Source organism: Streptomyces sp. NPDC057474 (genome assembly GCF_042802555.1).
In the GTDB taxonomy this organism is placed as follows: domain Bacteria; phylum Actinomycetota; class Actinomycetes; order Streptomycetales; family Streptomycetaceae; genus Streptomyces.
On sequence record NZ_JBHVDX010000213.1, the window covers coordinates 1 to 15,527 of the forward strand.

13 protein-coding genes and 1 pseudogene are annotated in these 15,527 nt (G+C 72.0%); 3 read left to right on the forward strand and 11 right to left on the reverse strand.

Features of this window, described 5'->3' with window-relative positions; all coding sequences use genetic code 11:
- Positions 1-52: 52 nt before the first annotated feature.
- From ACFU53_RS38365 to ACFU53_RS38380, 4 genes are all read right to left on the reverse strand, one after another.
- Positions 53-2,704 (reverse strand): immunoglobulin I-set domain protein, encoded by a 2,652-nt coding sequence (locus ACFU53_RS38365; RefSeq protein ID WP_384003592.1) that lies wholly within the window; start codon positions 2,702-2,704, stop codon positions 53-55.
- Positions 2,705-2,800: 96 nt separating this feature from the next.
- The gene (locus tag ACFU53_RS38370) at positions 2,801-3,340 is read right to left on the reverse strand and encodes a hypothetical protein (protein WP_384003596.1); all 540 of its coding nucleotides are present in this window, start codon (positions 3,338-3,340) and stop codon (positions 2,801-2,803) included.
- 218 nt (positions 3,341-3,558) lie between these two features.
- Entirely contained in the window at positions 3,559-4,539 is a 981-nt protein-coding gene (locus ACFU53_RS38375; RefSeq protein ID WP_384003599.1) for an HtaA domain-containing protein, read from the reverse strand.
- A gap of 99 nt (positions 4,540-4,638) precedes the next feature.
- The gene (locus ACFU53_RS38380) at positions 4,639-5,436 is read right to left on the reverse strand and encodes an LPXTG cell wall anchor domain-containing protein (protein WP_384003602.1); all 798 of its coding nucleotides are present in this window, start codon (positions 5,434-5,436) and stop codon (positions 4,639-4,641) included.
- Positions 5,437-5,513: 77 nt separating this feature from the next.
- Here ACFU53_RS38380 and ACFU53_RS38385 point away from each other — a divergent pair, with 77 nt between their 5' ends.
- Positions 5,514-6,587, forward strand: a complete 1,074-nt coding sequence (locus tag ACFU53_RS38385) for a hemin ABC transporter substrate-binding protein (protein WP_384003605.1) — start codon at positions 5,514-5,516, stop codon at positions 6,585-6,587.
- A gap of 157 nt (positions 6,588-6,744) precedes the next feature.
- On the opposite strand, the gene paaE is transcribed toward ACFU53_RS38385, so the two are convergent.
- Genes paaE through paaA form a run of 5 tightly spaced genes read right to left on the reverse strand, consistent with a single transcriptional unit; the run spans position 6,745 to position 10,519 of the window.
- Entirely contained in the window at positions 6,745-7,860 is a 1,116-nt protein-coding gene (gene paaE, locus ACFU53_RS38390; protein ID WP_384003609.1) for a 1,2-phenylacetyl-CoA epoxidase subunit PaaE, read from the reverse strand.
- Entirely contained in the window at positions 7,860-8,366 is a 507-nt protein-coding gene (gene paaD, locus ACFU53_RS38395) for a 1,2-phenylacetyl-CoA epoxidase subunit PaaD (RefSeq protein ID WP_384003612.1), read from the reverse strand. Before paaD ends, paaE begins: the two co-directional genes overlap by 1 nt.
- Positions 8,360-9,187 carry a 1,2-phenylacetyl-CoA epoxidase subunit PaaC gene (paaC, locus tag ACFU53_RS38400; protein WP_384003615.1) on the reverse strand — a complete coding sequence of 276 codons (828 nt, stop codon included), beginning with the start codon at positions 9,185-9,187 and terminating at the stop codon, positions 8,360-8,362. The genes paaD and paaC overlap by 7 nt, the downstream gene beginning before the upstream one ends.
- Positions 9,188-9,197: 10 nt before the next feature.
- Entirely contained in the window at positions 9,198-9,518 is a 321-nt protein-coding gene (gene paaB / locus ACFU53_RS38405) for a 1,2-phenylacetyl-CoA epoxidase subunit PaaB (RefSeq protein ID WP_384003618.1), read from the reverse strand.
- Complete coding sequence (gene paaA / locus ACFU53_RS38410) at positions 9,515-10,519, reverse strand: 1,2-phenylacetyl-CoA epoxidase subunit PaaA (RefSeq protein WP_384003621.1); 1,005 nt, start codon at positions 10,517-10,519, stop codon at positions 9,515-9,517. The genes paaB and paaA overlap by 4 nt, the downstream gene beginning before the upstream one ends.
- A gap of 360 nt (positions 10,520-10,879) precedes the next feature.
- Here paaA and ACFU53_RS38415 point away from each other — a divergent pair.
- Positions 10,880-11,315, forward strand: a pseudogene (locus ACFU53_RS38415) (phenylacetate--CoA ligase); the annotation flags it as partial.
- A 129-nt stretch (positions 11,316-11,444) separates the two neighbouring features.
- Here the strand turns inward: ACFU53_RS38415 and ACFU53_RS38420 are convergent.
- Entirely contained in the window at positions 11,445-13,016 is a 1,572-nt protein-coding gene (locus ACFU53_RS38420; RefSeq protein WP_384003625.1) for an amidohydrolase, read from the reverse strand.
- A gap of 50 nt (positions 13,017-13,066) precedes the next feature.
- Complete coding sequence (locus ACFU53_RS38425; RefSeq protein ID WP_384003628.1) at positions 13,067-14,548, reverse strand: APC family permease; 1,482 nt, start codon at positions 14,546-14,548, stop codon at positions 13,067-13,069.
- A gap of 145 nt (positions 14,549-14,693) precedes the next feature.
- On the opposite strand from ACFU53_RS38425, the gene ACFU53_RS38430 reads away from it, so the two are divergent.
- Entirely contained in the window at positions 14,694-15,311 is a 618-nt protein-coding gene (locus tag ACFU53_RS38430) for a TetR/AcrR family transcriptional regulator C-terminal domain-containing protein (RefSeq protein ID WP_384003632.1), read from the forward strand.
- The last annotated feature ends 216 nt before the right edge of the window (positions 15,312-15,527 follow it).

Sequence of the window (15,527 nt, forward strand, 5' to 3'; positions counted from 1 at the left end):
GGGTGTGGGTGAACCGGGCTCCGCCTTGTCCGACCGTGATACCGCGTCGGGATCAGGCCGCCGTGCCGCGCCCCAGCCTCCGGGCCCGTCGGTGCAGGAGCCAACCCGTCACGGTGAGCGCGGCGGCCGAGGCGGCCACGCCGAGGACGGTCAGGCCGGTGGAGGCGAGACTGCCGCCGCCTCCGGTGGTCGTGGAGCCGCCCGTGCCGCTGGAGTTGCCGGCCGTGCCGCTGCCACCGGACGTCGAACCGCTGCTGGAGCTGCCGCCGGTGGACGTGCCACCGTCGGTGTCGCCGCCACTGTCACTGCCGCCGTCGCCGTCGTCGGTGTCCACCGGGTCCTGGCCGACGAAGGCGACCGGGACCTTGACGTCCTGGGATCGGTCGCCGGACAGGGTGTGGTCGGCGCGGGTGGCGAGGACGCACTTGGCCTTGTAGCAGTCGGTGTACTCGTCCTTGGCGTCGATGGTCAGTTCGACCTCGAACGTGCCGCCGTCCTCGTACGGGGTCGCCAACTCCTCGCCGTAGTCGGGCGGGTTGGAGGAGATCCACGCGGAGGAGTGCGACTCGCCGGTCATGTCGACGCCGCCGATGCAGGGGGTGGGCAGTTCGCCGTCGCCGTTGTCGACGCAGAGGGCGACGTAGATGCCCTTCTCCTCGTCGTAGCCGGAGCCGGTGACCTTCAGGGTCTGCTTCTGGGTGGCGAGGTTGTTGACCGGGGCGACGGTGAGCTTCTGGCCGTCGGAGCCGGTGACGGTCTTCGTGCCGGAAGGCTCGTCGTCCCCGTCGCCGTCCCCGTCCCCGCCGCCGGTGCTGTCGTCGGCCTCGGTGACGGTGAGGGTGAAGGGCGACGTGCGGGTGGTGCCCGCGGAGTTCTTGAACACCGCGCGGTACTCGTAGCCGTCGTGGGCCGCCCGGGCCTTGAAGGTGTACGTGTTCTTCGTCGCGCCCTTGATCACGGACCAGGTCTGGGCGCCGTCGGCGCTGACCTCCCACGTCACCTCGGGCTCGGGAGTGCCCTCGGCCGCCGCGACGAACGACACCTCGTCGCCCGGTGCCACGGTCCGGCCGGTCGGGGACTGGGTGACCTTGGGGGACATGTGGCGGTCGAGCTTGGTGATCTCGCCCTCGGAGGGGCTGCTGACGTAGACGGTGGTGCCGCCCGGGGCGACCGCGATGGAGGCCGAGCCGTTCTGGGAGTCGTTGTCCGCCAGCTTCGTGGACGCGACGGCCGCCGTGTAGGTGGTGGTGTCGTACACGGCGAGGTGGCTGGTGTTGTCGCCGCCGTTGCCGGAGTCGCCGTTGTCCTGCCAGACGACGAAGGCCCGGCCGGTGGCGGTGTCGAAGGCGATGTCGGCGGCCTCGTCCGGTCCGGCCCCGTCCGGCGCCTCGATGGTGTCCAGGAGCACCGCGTTCCTGTCGTAGACGCGCACGGTGTTACCGCCGCCCACCCAGGCGTTGCCGGTGGCCGGGTCCGCCTCGATGAACCGGACGTTCGCGGAGGAGAGTTCGGCCGTGGCGGTGACGGTGAAGGAGCCGGTGTCGACGCGGCGCAGGGTGCCGCCGGTGGACCCTACGGACCAGGCCGCCTTGTGGGCCCTGTCGACGCCGAGCACGGAGCCGCCGTCCAGGGTGAGGATGCGGTTCGCCAGCGGGACGGCGGTGGCGATGTCCACCTCGGAGAGCTGGGCGCCCTGGGCGACCAGGACGGTGGAGTCCTTGGCGCCCGGGCCGATCCCGGTGATGTTGGCGCCCGCGATCCACTTGCCGGCGACGGCCGCGTCGCCGGCCTTGGCGGTGCCGATGCCGCGCAGCGCGAACTGGAAGACGGCGCCGTCACCGGCGAGCGGGGCGGCGATCTGTACGACGGCCCGGGGCGCGAGCGTGCCGGTGGCGCCCGGGGCCTGGGCGATGTGACCGAGGCTCCTGCCGTCCGCCGGGTCGAGGACGTGCAGGCCGCGCTCGTCGACGGCCCCGGAGGCGGCGAAGTTGTCCGACCCCGCGTACAGCTTCTTTGACTCTGGGTGCAGCAAAAGGTCGTTGACCTTGCCGGCCGCGGTGAACGCGGCGGACTCGACGTAGCTGTACGTGCCGGCGGGCACGTCCTCGCCCTCGCCGCCCTCGTCCCCGCCGCCGGTGTCCTGGCCCTCGAAGGTGACCGGGACACGGACGTCCTGGGAGCGGTCGCCGGAGTTGCGGTGGTCGACACGGGTCACGACGGAGCAGACGACCTGGGCGCAGTCGACGCCGTTGTCCTTGGCCTTGATGTCCATCTCGACGTCGAAGGTGCCGCCCTCGCCCCATGCGATGGCCAGGTTGCCCTCGTACGGGTCGCCCTTGGGGACGATCCAGTGCGAGGAGTTGCCGGTGCCGCTCTCGTCGGCGCCGCCGATGCAGGGAGAGGGGATCTTGCCGTCGCCGTTGTCCTTGCACATGGCGACGTAGATGGCCTTGGACGTGTCGTAACCGGAGCCGGTGACCCTCAGCTTCTCGCCGTCGGGGTCGAGGTTCGCGGAGGCGGAGACGGTCAGTTTCTGGCCGTTCGCGCCGAAGCCCGTCTTCGGGGTGTCGGCGGCCTGGGCGGCGGTGCTCACCGTGACCGCGGCGGCCACCAGGGCGGCGGCTCCGAGGAGCGCCGCGGGGCGTCTCAGGCGCAGTCGGGCCGCGCGGCCCGGCCGCCGCCGGTCCGTCGTGTCGTCTCTCATGGGTTCCTCAGGGTTCCTCATTCGTCGGGTGCGCCCCGCACCCGGGGGACGCCGAGGGCCGGGCCCCGTGGCGAAGGGGCCCGGCCGGTGGGGTGGTTACTGGAAGCTGATCGGCACGTGGACGTCGTACTTTCGGTCGTTGGTGTCGAAGTGGTCGGCGCGGGTGACCACGGCGCAGGTGACGTCCTCGCCGCAGACGCTGCCGTCCTCGAGGGTGGCCTGGACGTAGATGTTGACGCTGAAGGTGCCGCCGGTGCCGAACTTGGAGCTGTTGGCGAAGAGGCCGCCGAACGTGTTGTTGATCCAGTGCGAGGCGCCGGTGGAGCCGGACTCGTCCTGGCCGCCGAGGCAGGGGGTGGGCTTGTTGGCGCCCTGGGCGCCGTTGACGACGCAGAGGCCGACGTAGATGCCCTGGCTGGTGTTGTAGCCGGAGCCGGAGACGGTGATGACCTGGCCCGACGCGGCGGCCGTGTTCGGCGCGGTCACGGACAGGTTGTAGGTGGTGGTGCCGTCGACGATCGTGCGGGTCGAGGTGGCGGCGGAGGCCGAGGTGGCGAGGCCCAGGGTCAGGGCGGCGGAGGCGGCGACGGCGAGACCGGCGCGGGCGGCGGTACGGGCGGAAGGAACGACTCTCATCGGGGGAGGACCTTTCTCGTAAGCGGTGCGTGTGGGGAGTCACGGGCCGTGCGACCCGCGCCTGACCCAGTGGGGACGGGGTCGAGCCGATCCCCATATTTGCTTAGGTAAGGCTTACCTAATCTTGCTCGTGATCTCTTTGTCAACAGAAAGCAAAGGAAGTCGCAACAGATCGCAACAGGCCTTCATTTCACCGGCGTTGACCCGGCTCGCGACGCTCAGGAAGACGCCTCGTCGGCGAGCACGGAGAACTCTGCGACGGCCTCGCGGCCTCCGGTCACGGAGTACAGCCGGACCGTGTGCGCACCCTCGGTCGCCGTGTCGTACACCGGGAAGTCACGGGCGACCTCGCCCGATCCGTCTGCCACGGCCTGGTAGCGGGTGTCGTCGTCGATCGCGACCAGCACGACCTCACCCGGGGCGAAGCCCGCGCCGCTGACCCGTTGTTCGGCACCCGCGGCCAGGCTCGCGCGCTCCACGGCCGCGGACGGGGCCGCCTCGGGCTCCTGTTCCGCCCCTGCCGGGCCGGTCGCCGTGTCGCCCGCGTCAGGGGTGGGCGAGGACGCGTCGTCGCCGGATTCGTCGGCCGGACCGTCTTCCGGTCGCCCGGCCCCGGAGCCGCCGGTGCCCACGGTCACGTCGAGAGGGGCGAGTTCGTCCCCCGCCGCGTACGACCGCCCGCTCCACGCGGCGAGCAGTTCGGCGCCCTCGGCGGTCAGCGACACCCGCAGGCCCGACCAGGTCGCGCCCCCGCTGCGCACGGTCGGCGCGGCGGAACCCTTACCGACCTCGGCCAGCGTCAGATCGCCACTCTCCCCCGCCCGTTCGGCACGCACCTGGAGGGTGCCGGTGCCGCCGTCGAGCCGCAGGCGCAGCTCGCTGAGGGTCAGGGCGTCGGCCCCGGCTCCGCCCAGACGGATCGAGCCGTCGAGGCCGACGTCCGCGGCCCCGGTTTTCGGCGTGGCGCTGCCGCCGTCGACCGGGAACCAGGTCCGGCCGCCGGAGCCGCGCACTGCGGGCGCCTCGGCCGTCACCGTCGCGTCGGTACCGGGGGACGCCCCGAACGTCGGGCCCCAGCCGGCGAATCCGCCGGACACCTCACGCGGGGCCTCGGCCCCCTCCTGTGCCGTCGCCGTGCCCTGGCAGAGCAGAGCGAGCAACGCGCCCGCCGCCGTCACGGCGGCACCAGGTCTGTTCATCACCTCGAAGTCCTCCCTGGAATGTCGACCGCGAGGCCGACGGGACACCCCGACTCGGGGGCGTCAACCGGCTTGTGTGCGGCTGTCGTCGGTATGCCGTCAGCTCGGGTCCGCGCTTTCGGACGCGGTGGCGGTACGGCGTCGGCGGGCCCAGACCCAGGCCGCCCCGCCGGCCGCGACCAGCCCGGCCGCCGTGATGCCGAGCGGCACGGCAGCGCTGCCGGTGTTGGCCAGCGGGTCGTCCGAGGTGTTCGTGTCGCTCGTCGTGCCGCCGGTGCCACCGGTGGCCGTCGTGCTGCTCGTACCGGCCGACGGGGTCGCCGTGCTGTCGGCGCCGGAGTCGTCGCCGCTGTCACTCTCGGCGCCGACGAAGGTCACCGGGATACGGACCGTCTGGCTCTGGTCGCCGCCCCGGGTGTGGTCGTTGCGGGTGATCACGGAGCAGGTCACGCCGGACTTGGCGCAGTCCGTGTTGGCGTCCTTGGCCCGCACCTTGAGCTGCACGGAGAACGTGCCCTTGCGCCCGCTGCCCTTGTACGGCTCGGCCAACCCCTCCCCGTACGAGGGCGGGTTGGAGGAGATCCACACCGAGGCACCGGAGTCGCCGGACATGTCGACGCCGCCGATGCAGGGAGTGGGGGTCCTGCCGGCGCCGTTGTCCACACAGAAGGCGACGTAGATGCCCTTCTCGGTGTTGTAGCCGGTGCCGGACACGGTGACCGTCTCGCCGTCCGGGTCGAGTCCGGAGGATTTGGAGACGGTGAGCCTCTGGTCCTCGGGGCCGGTCGCGGCGCCGCCGGCGGCCAGCGCCGAGGGGGCCGGTAAGAGGATCAGGGCACTCGCGACGGCGACGGCCGCCGGGGCCGCGCGCAGGGCTCGTAGGCCACATCTGTGCATCGGTGTCAGCACTCCCACCATAGGAAACTCAGGTAAGGCTAACCTAAGATAACGAACACCTGGTTCAAAGGGTAGACATGGAAGGCGGTTCGATGCGTAGGTCCGGAAGACCTCAACTCACCATTGCTCGAAGGGGAGTTGCCGCACTCGCCGTTGCTTTCGCGATGCTGGCGACCGGATGCGCAGGCAGCGGCGGGGAGGGGGAGGCGACGGGGGCGAATGCCTCGGCGTCGTCCGCGAACGCTCGGGCGGCCGCGGCCCAGAAGCAGTTGAAGACGAACTCCGTCGTCCCGTTGGAGGGCGAGGCGCCGACGCCGAAGCTGCCCGTCACGGTCGGCTCCTCCGACGGCCGGAAGGTCACCGTCGAGGACGCCGCGCGGATCCTGCCACTCAACGGGGGCATAGCGGAGATCGTGTTCACGCTCGGCCTCGGCGACAAGGTGGTCGGCCGGGACATCACCGCGACCTTCGAGGAGGCCAAGAGCCTTCCCCAGGTGACCAAGGCACACGACGTGAGCGCGGAGAGCGTGCTCTCGCTGGAGCCGACCGTGGTGCTCGCCGACACCGACACCGGGCCCAGCGAGGCCATCGACCAGATCCGTGACGCCGGGGTCCCCGTGGTCGTCCTCGATCCGGCCAACGAACTCTCCGACGTGAGCACGCGGACCACGCGGGTCGCCGAGGCGCTGGGGGTGCCGGCCGCGGGCAAGGCGCTCAACCAGCGCTTCGCGGACGACCTGAAGGCGGCGCGGACGGCCGTACCCAAGGGGAGCAGGCCCAAGGTGGCGTTCCTGTACATGCGTGGCTCCGCCGCCGTGTACCTCATCGGCGGGAAGGGGTCCGGGGCCGACTCCCTCATCGCGGCGGCCGGGGCGGAGGATGCCGGGGTGGTGGCCGGTCTGGACAAGCCGTTCACGCCCATCACCAGCGAGGCACTCGTCAAGGCCCAGCCCGATGTGATCCTCATGATGAGCAAGGGCCTGGAGTCGGTCGGCGGGGTCGACGGGCTCGTGGAGATTCCCGGGATCAAGGAGACTCCGGCCGGGATGGATCGCCGGGTGGTGGACCTGGAGGACGGGGTGCTGCTCAGCTTCGGACCGCGTACACCGTTGGTGATCGACATTCTGGTGGAGCGGCTGCACGAAGGGTGACCCCCGCGTGGCAGCTCGGGTGGGTGGGGTCGTGGGGCGTGTGCGGGTGGGTGGGGCTTCTCGCGCGGTTCCCCGCGCCCCTGAAAAAGCAGGGGCTGCGCCCTTCAGGGGCGCGGGGAACTGCGCGGCCAGCCCCCACCGGACCCCCGGACGACCCTCACGTGTCGTAGTCGACCGTCAGCGTCTCCGAGACCGCGTACGACTGGCAGGTCAGGACATAGCCGCCGGCGACCTCCGCGGGTTCGAGGGCGAAGTTGCGGCGCATGTCGGCCTTTCCGTCGGTGACCAGGGCCCGGCAGGTGCCGCAGACACCGCCCTTGCAGGCGAAGGGCAGGTCGGGGCGGGTGCGTTGGGCGCCGTCGAGGATGCTGCGCTCGCGGGAGAGCGCTGCGGTCGTGGAGCGGCCGTCGAGGGTGACGGTGACCTCGCTGACGGGCCCCTCGACGGCGGCCTCCTCGTGCCGGGCCTCCCGTACGGGCTCGTCGTCGGCGTGGAACAGCTCCTGGTGGACCCGGTCGATCGGCACGCCGAGTCCGGCCAGGACCCGCTGGGCGTCGCGGACCATGCCGTGCGGGCCGCACAGCCACCAGTGGTCGGCCGTGTCGACGTCGACCAGGGCGTCGACCAGCGCCGAGAGCCGATCGGCGTCGAGGCGGCCCGACAGCACCTCGGCCTCTCGGGGTTCGCGGGACAGGACGTGGGCGAGCTGGAAGCGGGCCGGGTACAGGTCCTTCAGGTCGGCCAGTTCGTCGGCGAACATCACCGTGCCGCTGCGGCGGTTGCCGTAGAAGAGGGTCACGGTCGATTGGGGGTCGGCGGCGAGCACCGACTCGGCTATGGAGACCATGGGCGTGATGCCGGAGCCCGCCGCGATCAGCACGTGGTGACCGGGGGTGCCGAGGTCGGGGGTGAAGACCCCGGTGGGGCCCATGACCTCGACGGTGTCGCCGGGCCGTACATCGCTGACGAGCCACGACGAGAACAGCCCGCCCGGCACGACCCGCACACCGATACGCGGCGGCGAACCCGCCGGCGAGCAGATGGAGTACGACCGCCGCTCGTCCCGTCCCTCGATCTCCCGCCGCAATGTCAGCGACTGACCGGGCGTGAACGCGAACTCCTCCGCCAGCTCCGCCGGAATCTCGAACCCGACGGCGACGGCGTCCCCGCAGAGCGGCTGCACGGAGGTGACCCGCAGGGTGTGGAAGGCCGGACGGCGGCGGGCGCGCGGGCGCGGCGCGGTGGCCGTCGGTTCTTCCTTGAGGCCTTCCATCAGATCTCCTTGACGTGCTCGAACGGCTCGCGGCAGGCGCGGCAGCGCCACAGGGACTTGCAGGACGTGGCGGCGAAGCGGGAGGTCTCCTCGGTGTCGGCCGAGGCGCAGCGGGGGCAGTCGACCGTGCGCCGGGTGGGTGACAGCAGGAGGGGGACCGGGCCTCGGGGTGCCGTGCCGGGTGGAGCGATGCCGTGTTCCGTCAGCTTGCGGCGGCCGGTGTCGGTGATCCAGTCGGTGGTCCACGGCGGGCTCAGGACCGTGCGGATCTCCACCCGTGCGTAGCCGGCGGCGCGCAGCCGGGCGGCCACGTCGGCGCGCATCTCGGCCATGGCCGGGCAGCCGGAGTAGGTCGGAGTCAGGCTCGCGACCACCGTGCCGTCCTCGGTCAGCTCGACACCCCGCAGAACGCCGAGGTCGGCGAGGGTCAGCATGGGCAGTTCGGGGTCCGGTACCTGCTCGGCGATGTGCCGGGCGCGCCGCGCGCCGGTCAGCGTCGTCACCATGTCGCCTCCGGGTGGGCGCGGGCCACGCTCTGCAACTCGGCGAGCAGCGGCGCCAGATGCTCGGTGTGGTCGCCGACACGGCCCGCACCCGACAACGGCCGGTACACCGGCATGGGCAGTCCGGCCACCTCGGTGACCTGGCGGAGCACGGCGGCGACCTCGTCCCGTACGTCGCACGCGGTGAACAACTCACCGAAGTACGGGGCTACTTGCTCCATCGCCTTGCGGATCCGCCGCTGCGACTCCTGCGTGCCGTCCCCCAGCCGCACGGCCCACTCGGCGGCGTACTGCCGGTGGTACGTCAGCTCCTTGACGCCCTTCGCCGCGATCGCCGCGAGGACCGGGTCGGGGTGCTCCACCAGCCGCTCGAAGTGCGCGAGGCGCCAGCTGGACAGGACGAGCAGCCGGACGATCGAGAACGCGAAGTCGCCGCCCGGGAGTTCGGCGAGGCGGACATTGCGGAAGTCGTCGGCGTCCCGGAAGTACGCGTACGCGTCCTCGCCGCGCCCGGTGCCGTCGACCTGCCCGGCGCGGGAGTACAGCAGGCGGGCCTGGCCGAGGAGGTCGAGGCCGATGTTGGCGAGGGCGACCTCCTCCTCCAGTTCGGGCGCGCGGGTGGTCCACTCGGCGAGCCGCTGGGCGGAGACGAGGGCGTCGTCGCCGAGGGCCACACAGACTGCGGCCAGTTCACCGGCGTCCACGCCCTCGGGCACCGTGGTGTCCACGCCGTGCAGCGGGTCCTCGAAGCCGGTGCCGTACGCCCAGCGGGCATCGTCCTCGTGTCCCTCGGCGAGGGTCAGGTAGACGTGGTCGTCACTCATACCCTGCTCCTCAGATGTGCGGGACGTCGTCGGGGATGTCGTAGAAGGTGGGGTGGCGGTACACCTTGTCGGCGCTGGGCTCGAAGAACGGGTCCTTCTCGTCGCGGGTGGAGGCGGCGATGTGCTCGGAGCGCACCACCCAGAGGGATACGCCCTCGTTGCGGCGGGTGTAGAGGTCGCGGGCGTGAGTGAGGGCCATCCGGTCGTCGGCGGCGTGCAGGGAGCCCACGTGGACGTGGTTCAGCCCGCGCTTGCCGCGCACGAACACCTCGTACAGCGGCCAGTCGCCCTTGTTCGTGCGGGCCTCGCCACCGTCGTTCGTGCCGGTCATGCCGCCGTCCCCTTCCGGGCTCGTTCGCTCCGCTTCGCCGCGTGGGCGGTGGCCGCCTCGCGTACCCAGGCGCCCTCCTCGTGGGCGGTCCGTCGCCGTTCCATCCGCCGGTCGTTGCACGGGCCGTCGCCGGTGATCACGCGCTTCAGCTCGGCCCAGTCGGGGGTGCCGAAGTCGTGTCGGCCGCGGTCCTCGTTCCAGCGCAACTCCGGATCGGGGAGGGTGACGCCGAGCTTCTCGGCCTGCGGGACGGTCATGTCGACGAAACGCTGCCGCAGCTCGTCGTTGGAGTGCCGCTTGATCTTCCAGGCCATGGACTGCGCGGAGTTGGGCGAGGCGTCGTCGGGCGGGCCGAACATCATCAGTGACGGCCACCACCAGCGGTTCACGGCATCCTGGACCATCTCACGCTGTTCCTCGGTGCCGCGCATCATCGTCAACAGCAGCTCGTAGCCCTGCCGCTGGTGGAACGACTCCTCCTTGCAGATGCGCACCATCGCGCGCGCGTACGGCCCGTACGAACTCCGGCACAGCGGCACCTGGTTGCAGATCGCCGCACCGTCCACGAACCAGCCGATGACGCCCACGTCGGCGAAGGTCGCCGTCGGGTAGTTGAAGATCGACGAGTACTTCTGACGGCCCTCGATCAGCCGCCGGGTCAGGTCCGCGCGGTCCGCGCCGAGCGTCTCGGCCGCCGAGTACAGATACAGCCCGTGGCCCGCCTCGTCCTGGACCTTGGCGAAGAGGATCGCCTTGCGGCGCAACGAGGGCGCCCGGGTGATCCACTCCCCCTCCGGCTGCATGCCGATGATCTCCGAGTGCGCGTGCTGCGCGATCTGCCGGACGAGCGTCTTGCGGTAGCCCTCGGGCATCCAGTCGCGCGGCTCGATCCGCTGGTCCCGCGCGATCGTCGCGTCGAAGTGCTCCTGCAGCGCGTCCTGGGCGTCCGGGGTTCCCTCGGGCTCCTGGGACGGCGCCCCGGCGGAGTCTGTCGTCGTCATCGATACCAGCTTCCCAACCGACCATTCGTTCGGTACCAGTGTGCCGCGATTCGAGCGGGCGGGCAAGACCCCGACACCCCTCCCGGGCGGCGCCGGCCCCGGGGGCGGCTTCATGACGGGTGACGGCACGGCTGGATCACTCCACCGTGACGCACAGTAACCGAATGGCCGGTCGGCTCACAGGGTGGTGAGCACGAAGGTGCCGCGATGGGCAGCCTTGGCGAAACCCTCCCCACGACCTGCTGGACGACGGCGAACGCCTCACCCCGGAGCAGCTACGGGAGCTCCGACTCGACCGGCTGCGGGCGACCTTGCGGCACGCGTACGACGACGTGGAGCTGTACCGGAAGAAGTTCGACGGTCGAGGAACGGGCGGGTCGCTTCGCGGTCGACACATACGGACTGTCCGACGTGATCGGCCCGGGTGTCGCGCAGGAGTGCGTGGGGACCAAGGACGGCCTCCACATCCGGGAGGAGCACTTCTACCCGGAGGTCGTCGATCCGCTCGCGGACGCCGTTCCGCCCGGGGGCGAGGAGGGCGAGATCGTCTTCACCTCCCTCGCCAAGGAGGCCAGGCCCTGCCGATCATCCGCTACCGGACCCGCGACCCGCCTGCTCCCCGCACCGCCGGGGGACGGCCTCCGACCAGCGGGAAGCAGCGGCCACGGCGATCACCCAGGCAGTCAAGGACGGTGTGGGCGTCACGGTGGAGGTGACGGTCGTCGATCCGGAGACCCTGGAGCGCTCGGTCGGCAAACTCAAGCAGGTCAAGGACCTCCGCAGCTCCCCGAGCTGACGACTCAGGGCAAGGGGCAGCGCCCCTTCTGGGGCGCGGGAACTGCGCGACCGGCCACCGACGGCCCGCAGCCGACGAACGGGCAGCAGGCCAACAGCGCCAGCAGGCCAACAGCGCTCTCGCCCCCGCTCAAAACCCCCGATGCACCACATGCCCACCCGTCACGGTGAGCAGCACCGGTGCCTCACCGACCTCGTCGGCCGGCGCTTCGACGGGGTCGACCCCCAGCGCCGTGAGGTCGGCCCGAAACCCCTCGGCGATCCGGCCGGAGGCCCCCGCCTCACCCGCAGCCAGCGCCGCGTGGCTGGTGCAGCCCTCCAGCGCCTGCAGCCCCGTGAGCCCCACGCCCGAGGACGCCGCACCCTTGGGCTCCCTGGCCGTCGCCAGAACGGCCCGCGCGTCATAGTGGGCGATCGGCCAGTCCGATCCAAGGGCGACGACCGCACCGGCATCCCGCAGATCACGCAACCGCCAACCCCGCGCCGCACGCTCCCCACCGAGCCGCACCGACCACTCGTCGGCCAGGTCGGCGCGCGTGAATCCCGTATGCGGAGGCTGCATCGAGGCGATGACGCCCACCTCGGCGAACCGTGCCACCAGATCGTCCGGCACCGACTCGATGTGCTCCACCCGGTGCGCGAGCCGCCCGCCGGGCCCCAGGGAGGCGACGGTGTCGAGGACGTGGCGCACGGCGGCGTCCCCGATCGCGTGGGTCGCGGTGCGCACCCCGGCGCGGTGCAGCTGCCGCAGCGCGTCGCTGTACGCGACCGGGTCGGGCCAGAACGCGTCGGTGCCCTGGCCGTGGCAGTCGGGGTGGTCCAGCCAGGCGGTGCCGCCCTCGACCGTGCCGTCCATGAAGAACTTCACTCCGCCGACCTGCCAGTGCCGTCCGCCCCGGCCCTGGAGCGCGACGAGTTCCGCCAGGTCGTCCGCGTCGGCGCCGGGCATGCACCAGGGCGCGAAGCGCAGCCGCAGCGGCAGCGGCGACTCCTCGGCGACCGCGCCCACCAGGTCGAGGTCGCCGAGGTCCATGACATGGGCCCCGGTGAGGCCGCAGGCCGCCATCCCGCGCAGCAACTCGCCCAGCCGGGCCCGTCGTTCGGCGTACGACGGCCGGGGCATGACGGGCTGGACGAGTTCCATCGCCGCGTGCTCGACGAGATGTCCGGTCAGCCGTCCGTCGGCGTCGACGGCGATGTGCGACCGCTGGGCGAAGGCGCGCGGTCCGGTGATGTCGGCGGCCTTCAGCGCGGCCCCGCTGACGAGGGCGGAGTGGCCGTCGTACAGGCGCAGGAAGGCGGGCGCGCCGTCCAGGACGTCCTCGACCAGGGCGCGGTCGATGGGCCGGCCGCCGAAGACGTTGTGGTCGAGGCCGTAGCCGATGACCCAGCCGTCGACGCGTTCGCCCGAGGTGAGCGCGGCGCGCAGTCCGTCCAGGTCGCCTACGGCGGTGAGGTCGATGCCGGTGGCCATGTCCAGGCCCCACACGGGGTGGCTGTGGCTGTCCACCAGGCCGGGCACCAGCCGGCCGCCGCCCAGGTCCACTACCTCGGTGCCCCGTCCGCGCCAGTCCCGTACCACCGAAGTCTCACCGACGGCCGCGATCAGACCGTCGCGGACGGCGACCGCGGTGGCGTACGGCCGCCGCGGGTCGAGGGTGCGGACGTGGGCGCCGGTGATGACGAGGTCGGCGGTGGGCATGGAGAGGTCTCCTCCGGTGGTGAGGGGGGCGGCGGTCGGCTGGGGCGGGGTCAGTCGCCGGCTTCGGCCGGTGGTTCGGCGGCGAAGCCCGCGTAGACCTCGGGCCGGGCGCGGCGCAGCCACCACGCCAGGGCGAGACCGAGGAGGAGAACGGCCGGGACGAGGGCGGCGAGGAAGGTGTTGACGGTGGTGGAGGCGCCGGTGAACTGGTCGAGGTGGGTGACGACCAGGGCGATGGCGCCGGTCAGGAGCGCCGCCGCGACGACGGGGGCCACGACCGTGCGCAGGGCTCCCTCGGTGTGGGTGACGCGCCGGAAGTAGAAGGGCACGGCGAGCGCGGCGAGCAGTTGCAGCAGCATCAGGGCGAGCATGCCGGGGGTGTTCACCCAGAGCAGCAGCTGCATGTACGGGTCGGCGCCGGCCGCGGCGAAGGCCAGGACGACGATCGCGCCGAGGACGGTCTGGGCGATGCCCGCGACGTACGGGGAGCGGTGGCGCGGGTGGACGCGGGTCAGGGCCTTCGGGAGGATCCCCTCCTCGGCGAGGGCGAGGCCGTAGCGGTTGATGGCGTTGTGGAAGGCGAGCAGGGAGGCGAGGACGCTGGTGACGATGAGGACGCGCATCAGGTCGGCCGCCCAGGGGCCGACGTAGGTGGTGATGGCGGAGAAGAACAGGTCGGCGGGGTTGGCGCCGGCCGCCGCGAGGACCTGGGCGTCGCCGAAGGCCTGGATCACGGTCCACACGATGAAGGCGTAGAACAGGCCGAGGAAGCCGATGGCGAGGTAGGTGGCGCGGGGCACCGTACGGGCCGGGTCGCGGGCCTCGCGGCGGTAGATGACGGTCGACTCGAAGCCGGTGAACGCGGCGAACGCGAAGGCCAGCACGGCCACCATGCCGGAGACCATGACGTTGTCGGGGGCGAAGGAGACGAGGGAGAGGCCCTCGGCGCCGCCCTTGATCAGCACTCCCCCGGCGAGCAGCACGAGGATGCCGGTCTCGGCGACGAGCAGGACGCCGAGGAGCTTGGCCCCGAAGTCGATGGACCGGTAGCCGGCGTAGCCGATGAGCAGCAGGCCCACGAGGGAGACGGGCAGCCAGGGGATGTCCGCGCCGAACAGGGAGCGGGCGGTGTCCCGGGTGGCGGTGCCGAGGAGGCCGTAGATGCCGATCTCCATGCTGTTGTAGCCGATCAGCGCGAGGAGCGCGGCGCCGATGCCGGCCGGGCGGCCGAGGCCGCGGGTGATGTACGCGTAGAAGGCGCCCGCGCTGCGGACGTGGCGGCTCATGGCGGTGAAGCCGACGGCGAAGACGGCGAGCGTGAGCCCGGCGAGGAGATAGCCGACGGGGGCGCCGACGCCGCCCATCAGGATGGCGAGCGGGGCGACGCCGGCCATCACTGTCAGCGGGGCGGCGGCGGAGACGACGAAGAAGGCGATGTCGGTGGTGCCGAGCGAGCCGGAGCGGAGGGACGGGGCCGGGGAGGCCGCTCTTCCGGCCGGGCCGGTGGCGGTCGCGTCGGGGGTGACAGTCATGAGGGAAAGCCCTTCTGGCTGCGGGCAGGGACGAGGGTACCGGGCCGTGCGGGATGACCTGAGCCCGTAAACCTAAAGGCTTTCGGTTTTCGCAATGTAGCCTTCACCTCGGACTACTGGGAAGACCCCGGAGGGGACGGACACCATGGGACGGCCGCGCACACCCCTGCTCGACAGGGAGCGCATCACCACCACCGCGCTGGAACTCCTCGACGCGCAGGGCGAGTTCAGCGTTCCGCAGATCGCTCGGCGGCTCGGGGTGCAGACCGGCTCGGTGTACCACCATGTGGACGGCCGGGACGGCATCGTGGAGCTGCTGCGGGAGCGGGTCGCGGAGGGCATCGACGTCTCCGCCCTGGACCTGCGCCCCTGGGACGCGGCCCTCGCCGCCTGGGCCCGCTCCTACCGCGCCGCCTTCGCGGCCCACCCCCGGGCCATCCCGCTGCTGATGACCTCCCCGGTACGGGCCCCGCGCGTCCTCGAACAGTACGAGCGCGCGGTCACCCTGCTCCTCGACGCGGGCTTCCCCCTCCCGGACGTGATGCCGGTGCTGGTCGCCCTGGAGAACGTCGTCCTGGGCTCGGCCCTGGACCTCGCCGCCCCCGTGGCCATGTGGGAGATCACCGACGAGTCGGCCACACCACGGCTGGCGGAGGCGCTGGACGCGGTGGGCGACAGTCGCGCGGACGCCGCCTTCGAGCTGGCCCTCGACGGCTTCCTCGCACATGCGCGGCGCAGGCCGGAGGCGTCCGCGCAGGTGTAACGGGACACGTACGAGGCCGGGCGGCGTACAGCTTCCGCGCACATACGCGGCGCAAGCCGGAGGCATCCGCGCAGGTGTAACGGGACACGTACGAGGCCGGGCGGCGTACAGCTTCCGCGCACATACGCGGCGCAAGCCGGAGGCATCCGCGCAGGTGTAACGGGACACGTACGAGGCCGGGCGGCGTACAGCTTCCGCGCACATACGCGGCGCAAG

Excerpts from the sequence above, each read along its gene's own strand:
- ACFU53_RS38365 (WP_384003592.1), bottom strand. The coding sequence starts at position 2,704 with ATGAGAGACGACACGACGGACCGGCGGCGGCCGGGCCGCGCGGCCCGA.
- ACFU53_RS38370 (WP_384003596.1), bottom strand. The coding sequence starts at position 3,340 with ATGAGAGTCGTTCCTTCCGCCCGTACCGCCGCCCGCGCCGGTCTCGCC.
- ACFU53_RS38375 (WP_384003599.1), bottom strand. The coding sequence starts at position 4,539 with ATGAACAGACCTGGTGCCGCCGTGACGGCGGCGGGCGCGTTGCTCGCT.
- ACFU53_RS38380 (WP_384003602.1), bottom strand. The coding sequence starts at position 5,436 with ATGCACAGATGTGGCCTACGAGCCCTGCGCGCGGCCCCGGCGGCCGTC.
- ACFU53_RS38385 (WP_384003605.1), top strand. The coding sequence starts at position 5,514 with ATGGAAGGCGGTTCGATGCGTAGGTCCGGAAGACCTCAACTCACCATT.
- paaE (WP_384003609.1), bottom strand. The coding sequence starts at position 7,860 with ATGGAAGGCCTCAAGGAAGAACCGACGGCCACCGCGCCGCGCCCGCGC.
- paaD (WP_384003612.1), bottom strand. The coding sequence starts at position 8,366 with ATGGTGACGACGCTGACCGGCGCGCGGCGCGCCCGGCACATCGCCGAG.
- paaC (WP_384003615.1), bottom strand. The coding sequence starts at position 9,187 with ATGAGTGACGACCACGTCTACCTGACCCTCGCCGAGGGACACGAGGAC.
- paaB (WP_384003618.1), bottom strand. The coding sequence starts at position 9,518 with ATGACCGGCACGAACGACGGTGGCGAGGCCCGCACGAACAAGGGCGAC.
- paaA (WP_384003621.1), bottom strand. The coding sequence starts at position 10,519 with ATGACGACGACAGACTCCGCCGGGGCGCCGTCCCAGGAGCCCGAGGGA.
- ACFU53_RS38420 (WP_384003625.1), bottom strand. The coding sequence starts at position 13,016 with ATGCCCACCGCCGACCTCGTCATCACCGGCGCCCACGTCCGCACCCTC.
- ACFU53_RS38425 (WP_384003628.1), bottom strand. The coding sequence starts at position 14,548 with ATGACTGTCACCCCCGACGCGACCGCCACCGGCCCGGCCGGAAGAGCG.
- ACFU53_RS38430 (WP_384003632.1), top strand. The coding sequence starts at position 14,694 with ATGGGACGGCCGCGCACACCCCTGCTCGACAGGGAGCGCATCACCACC.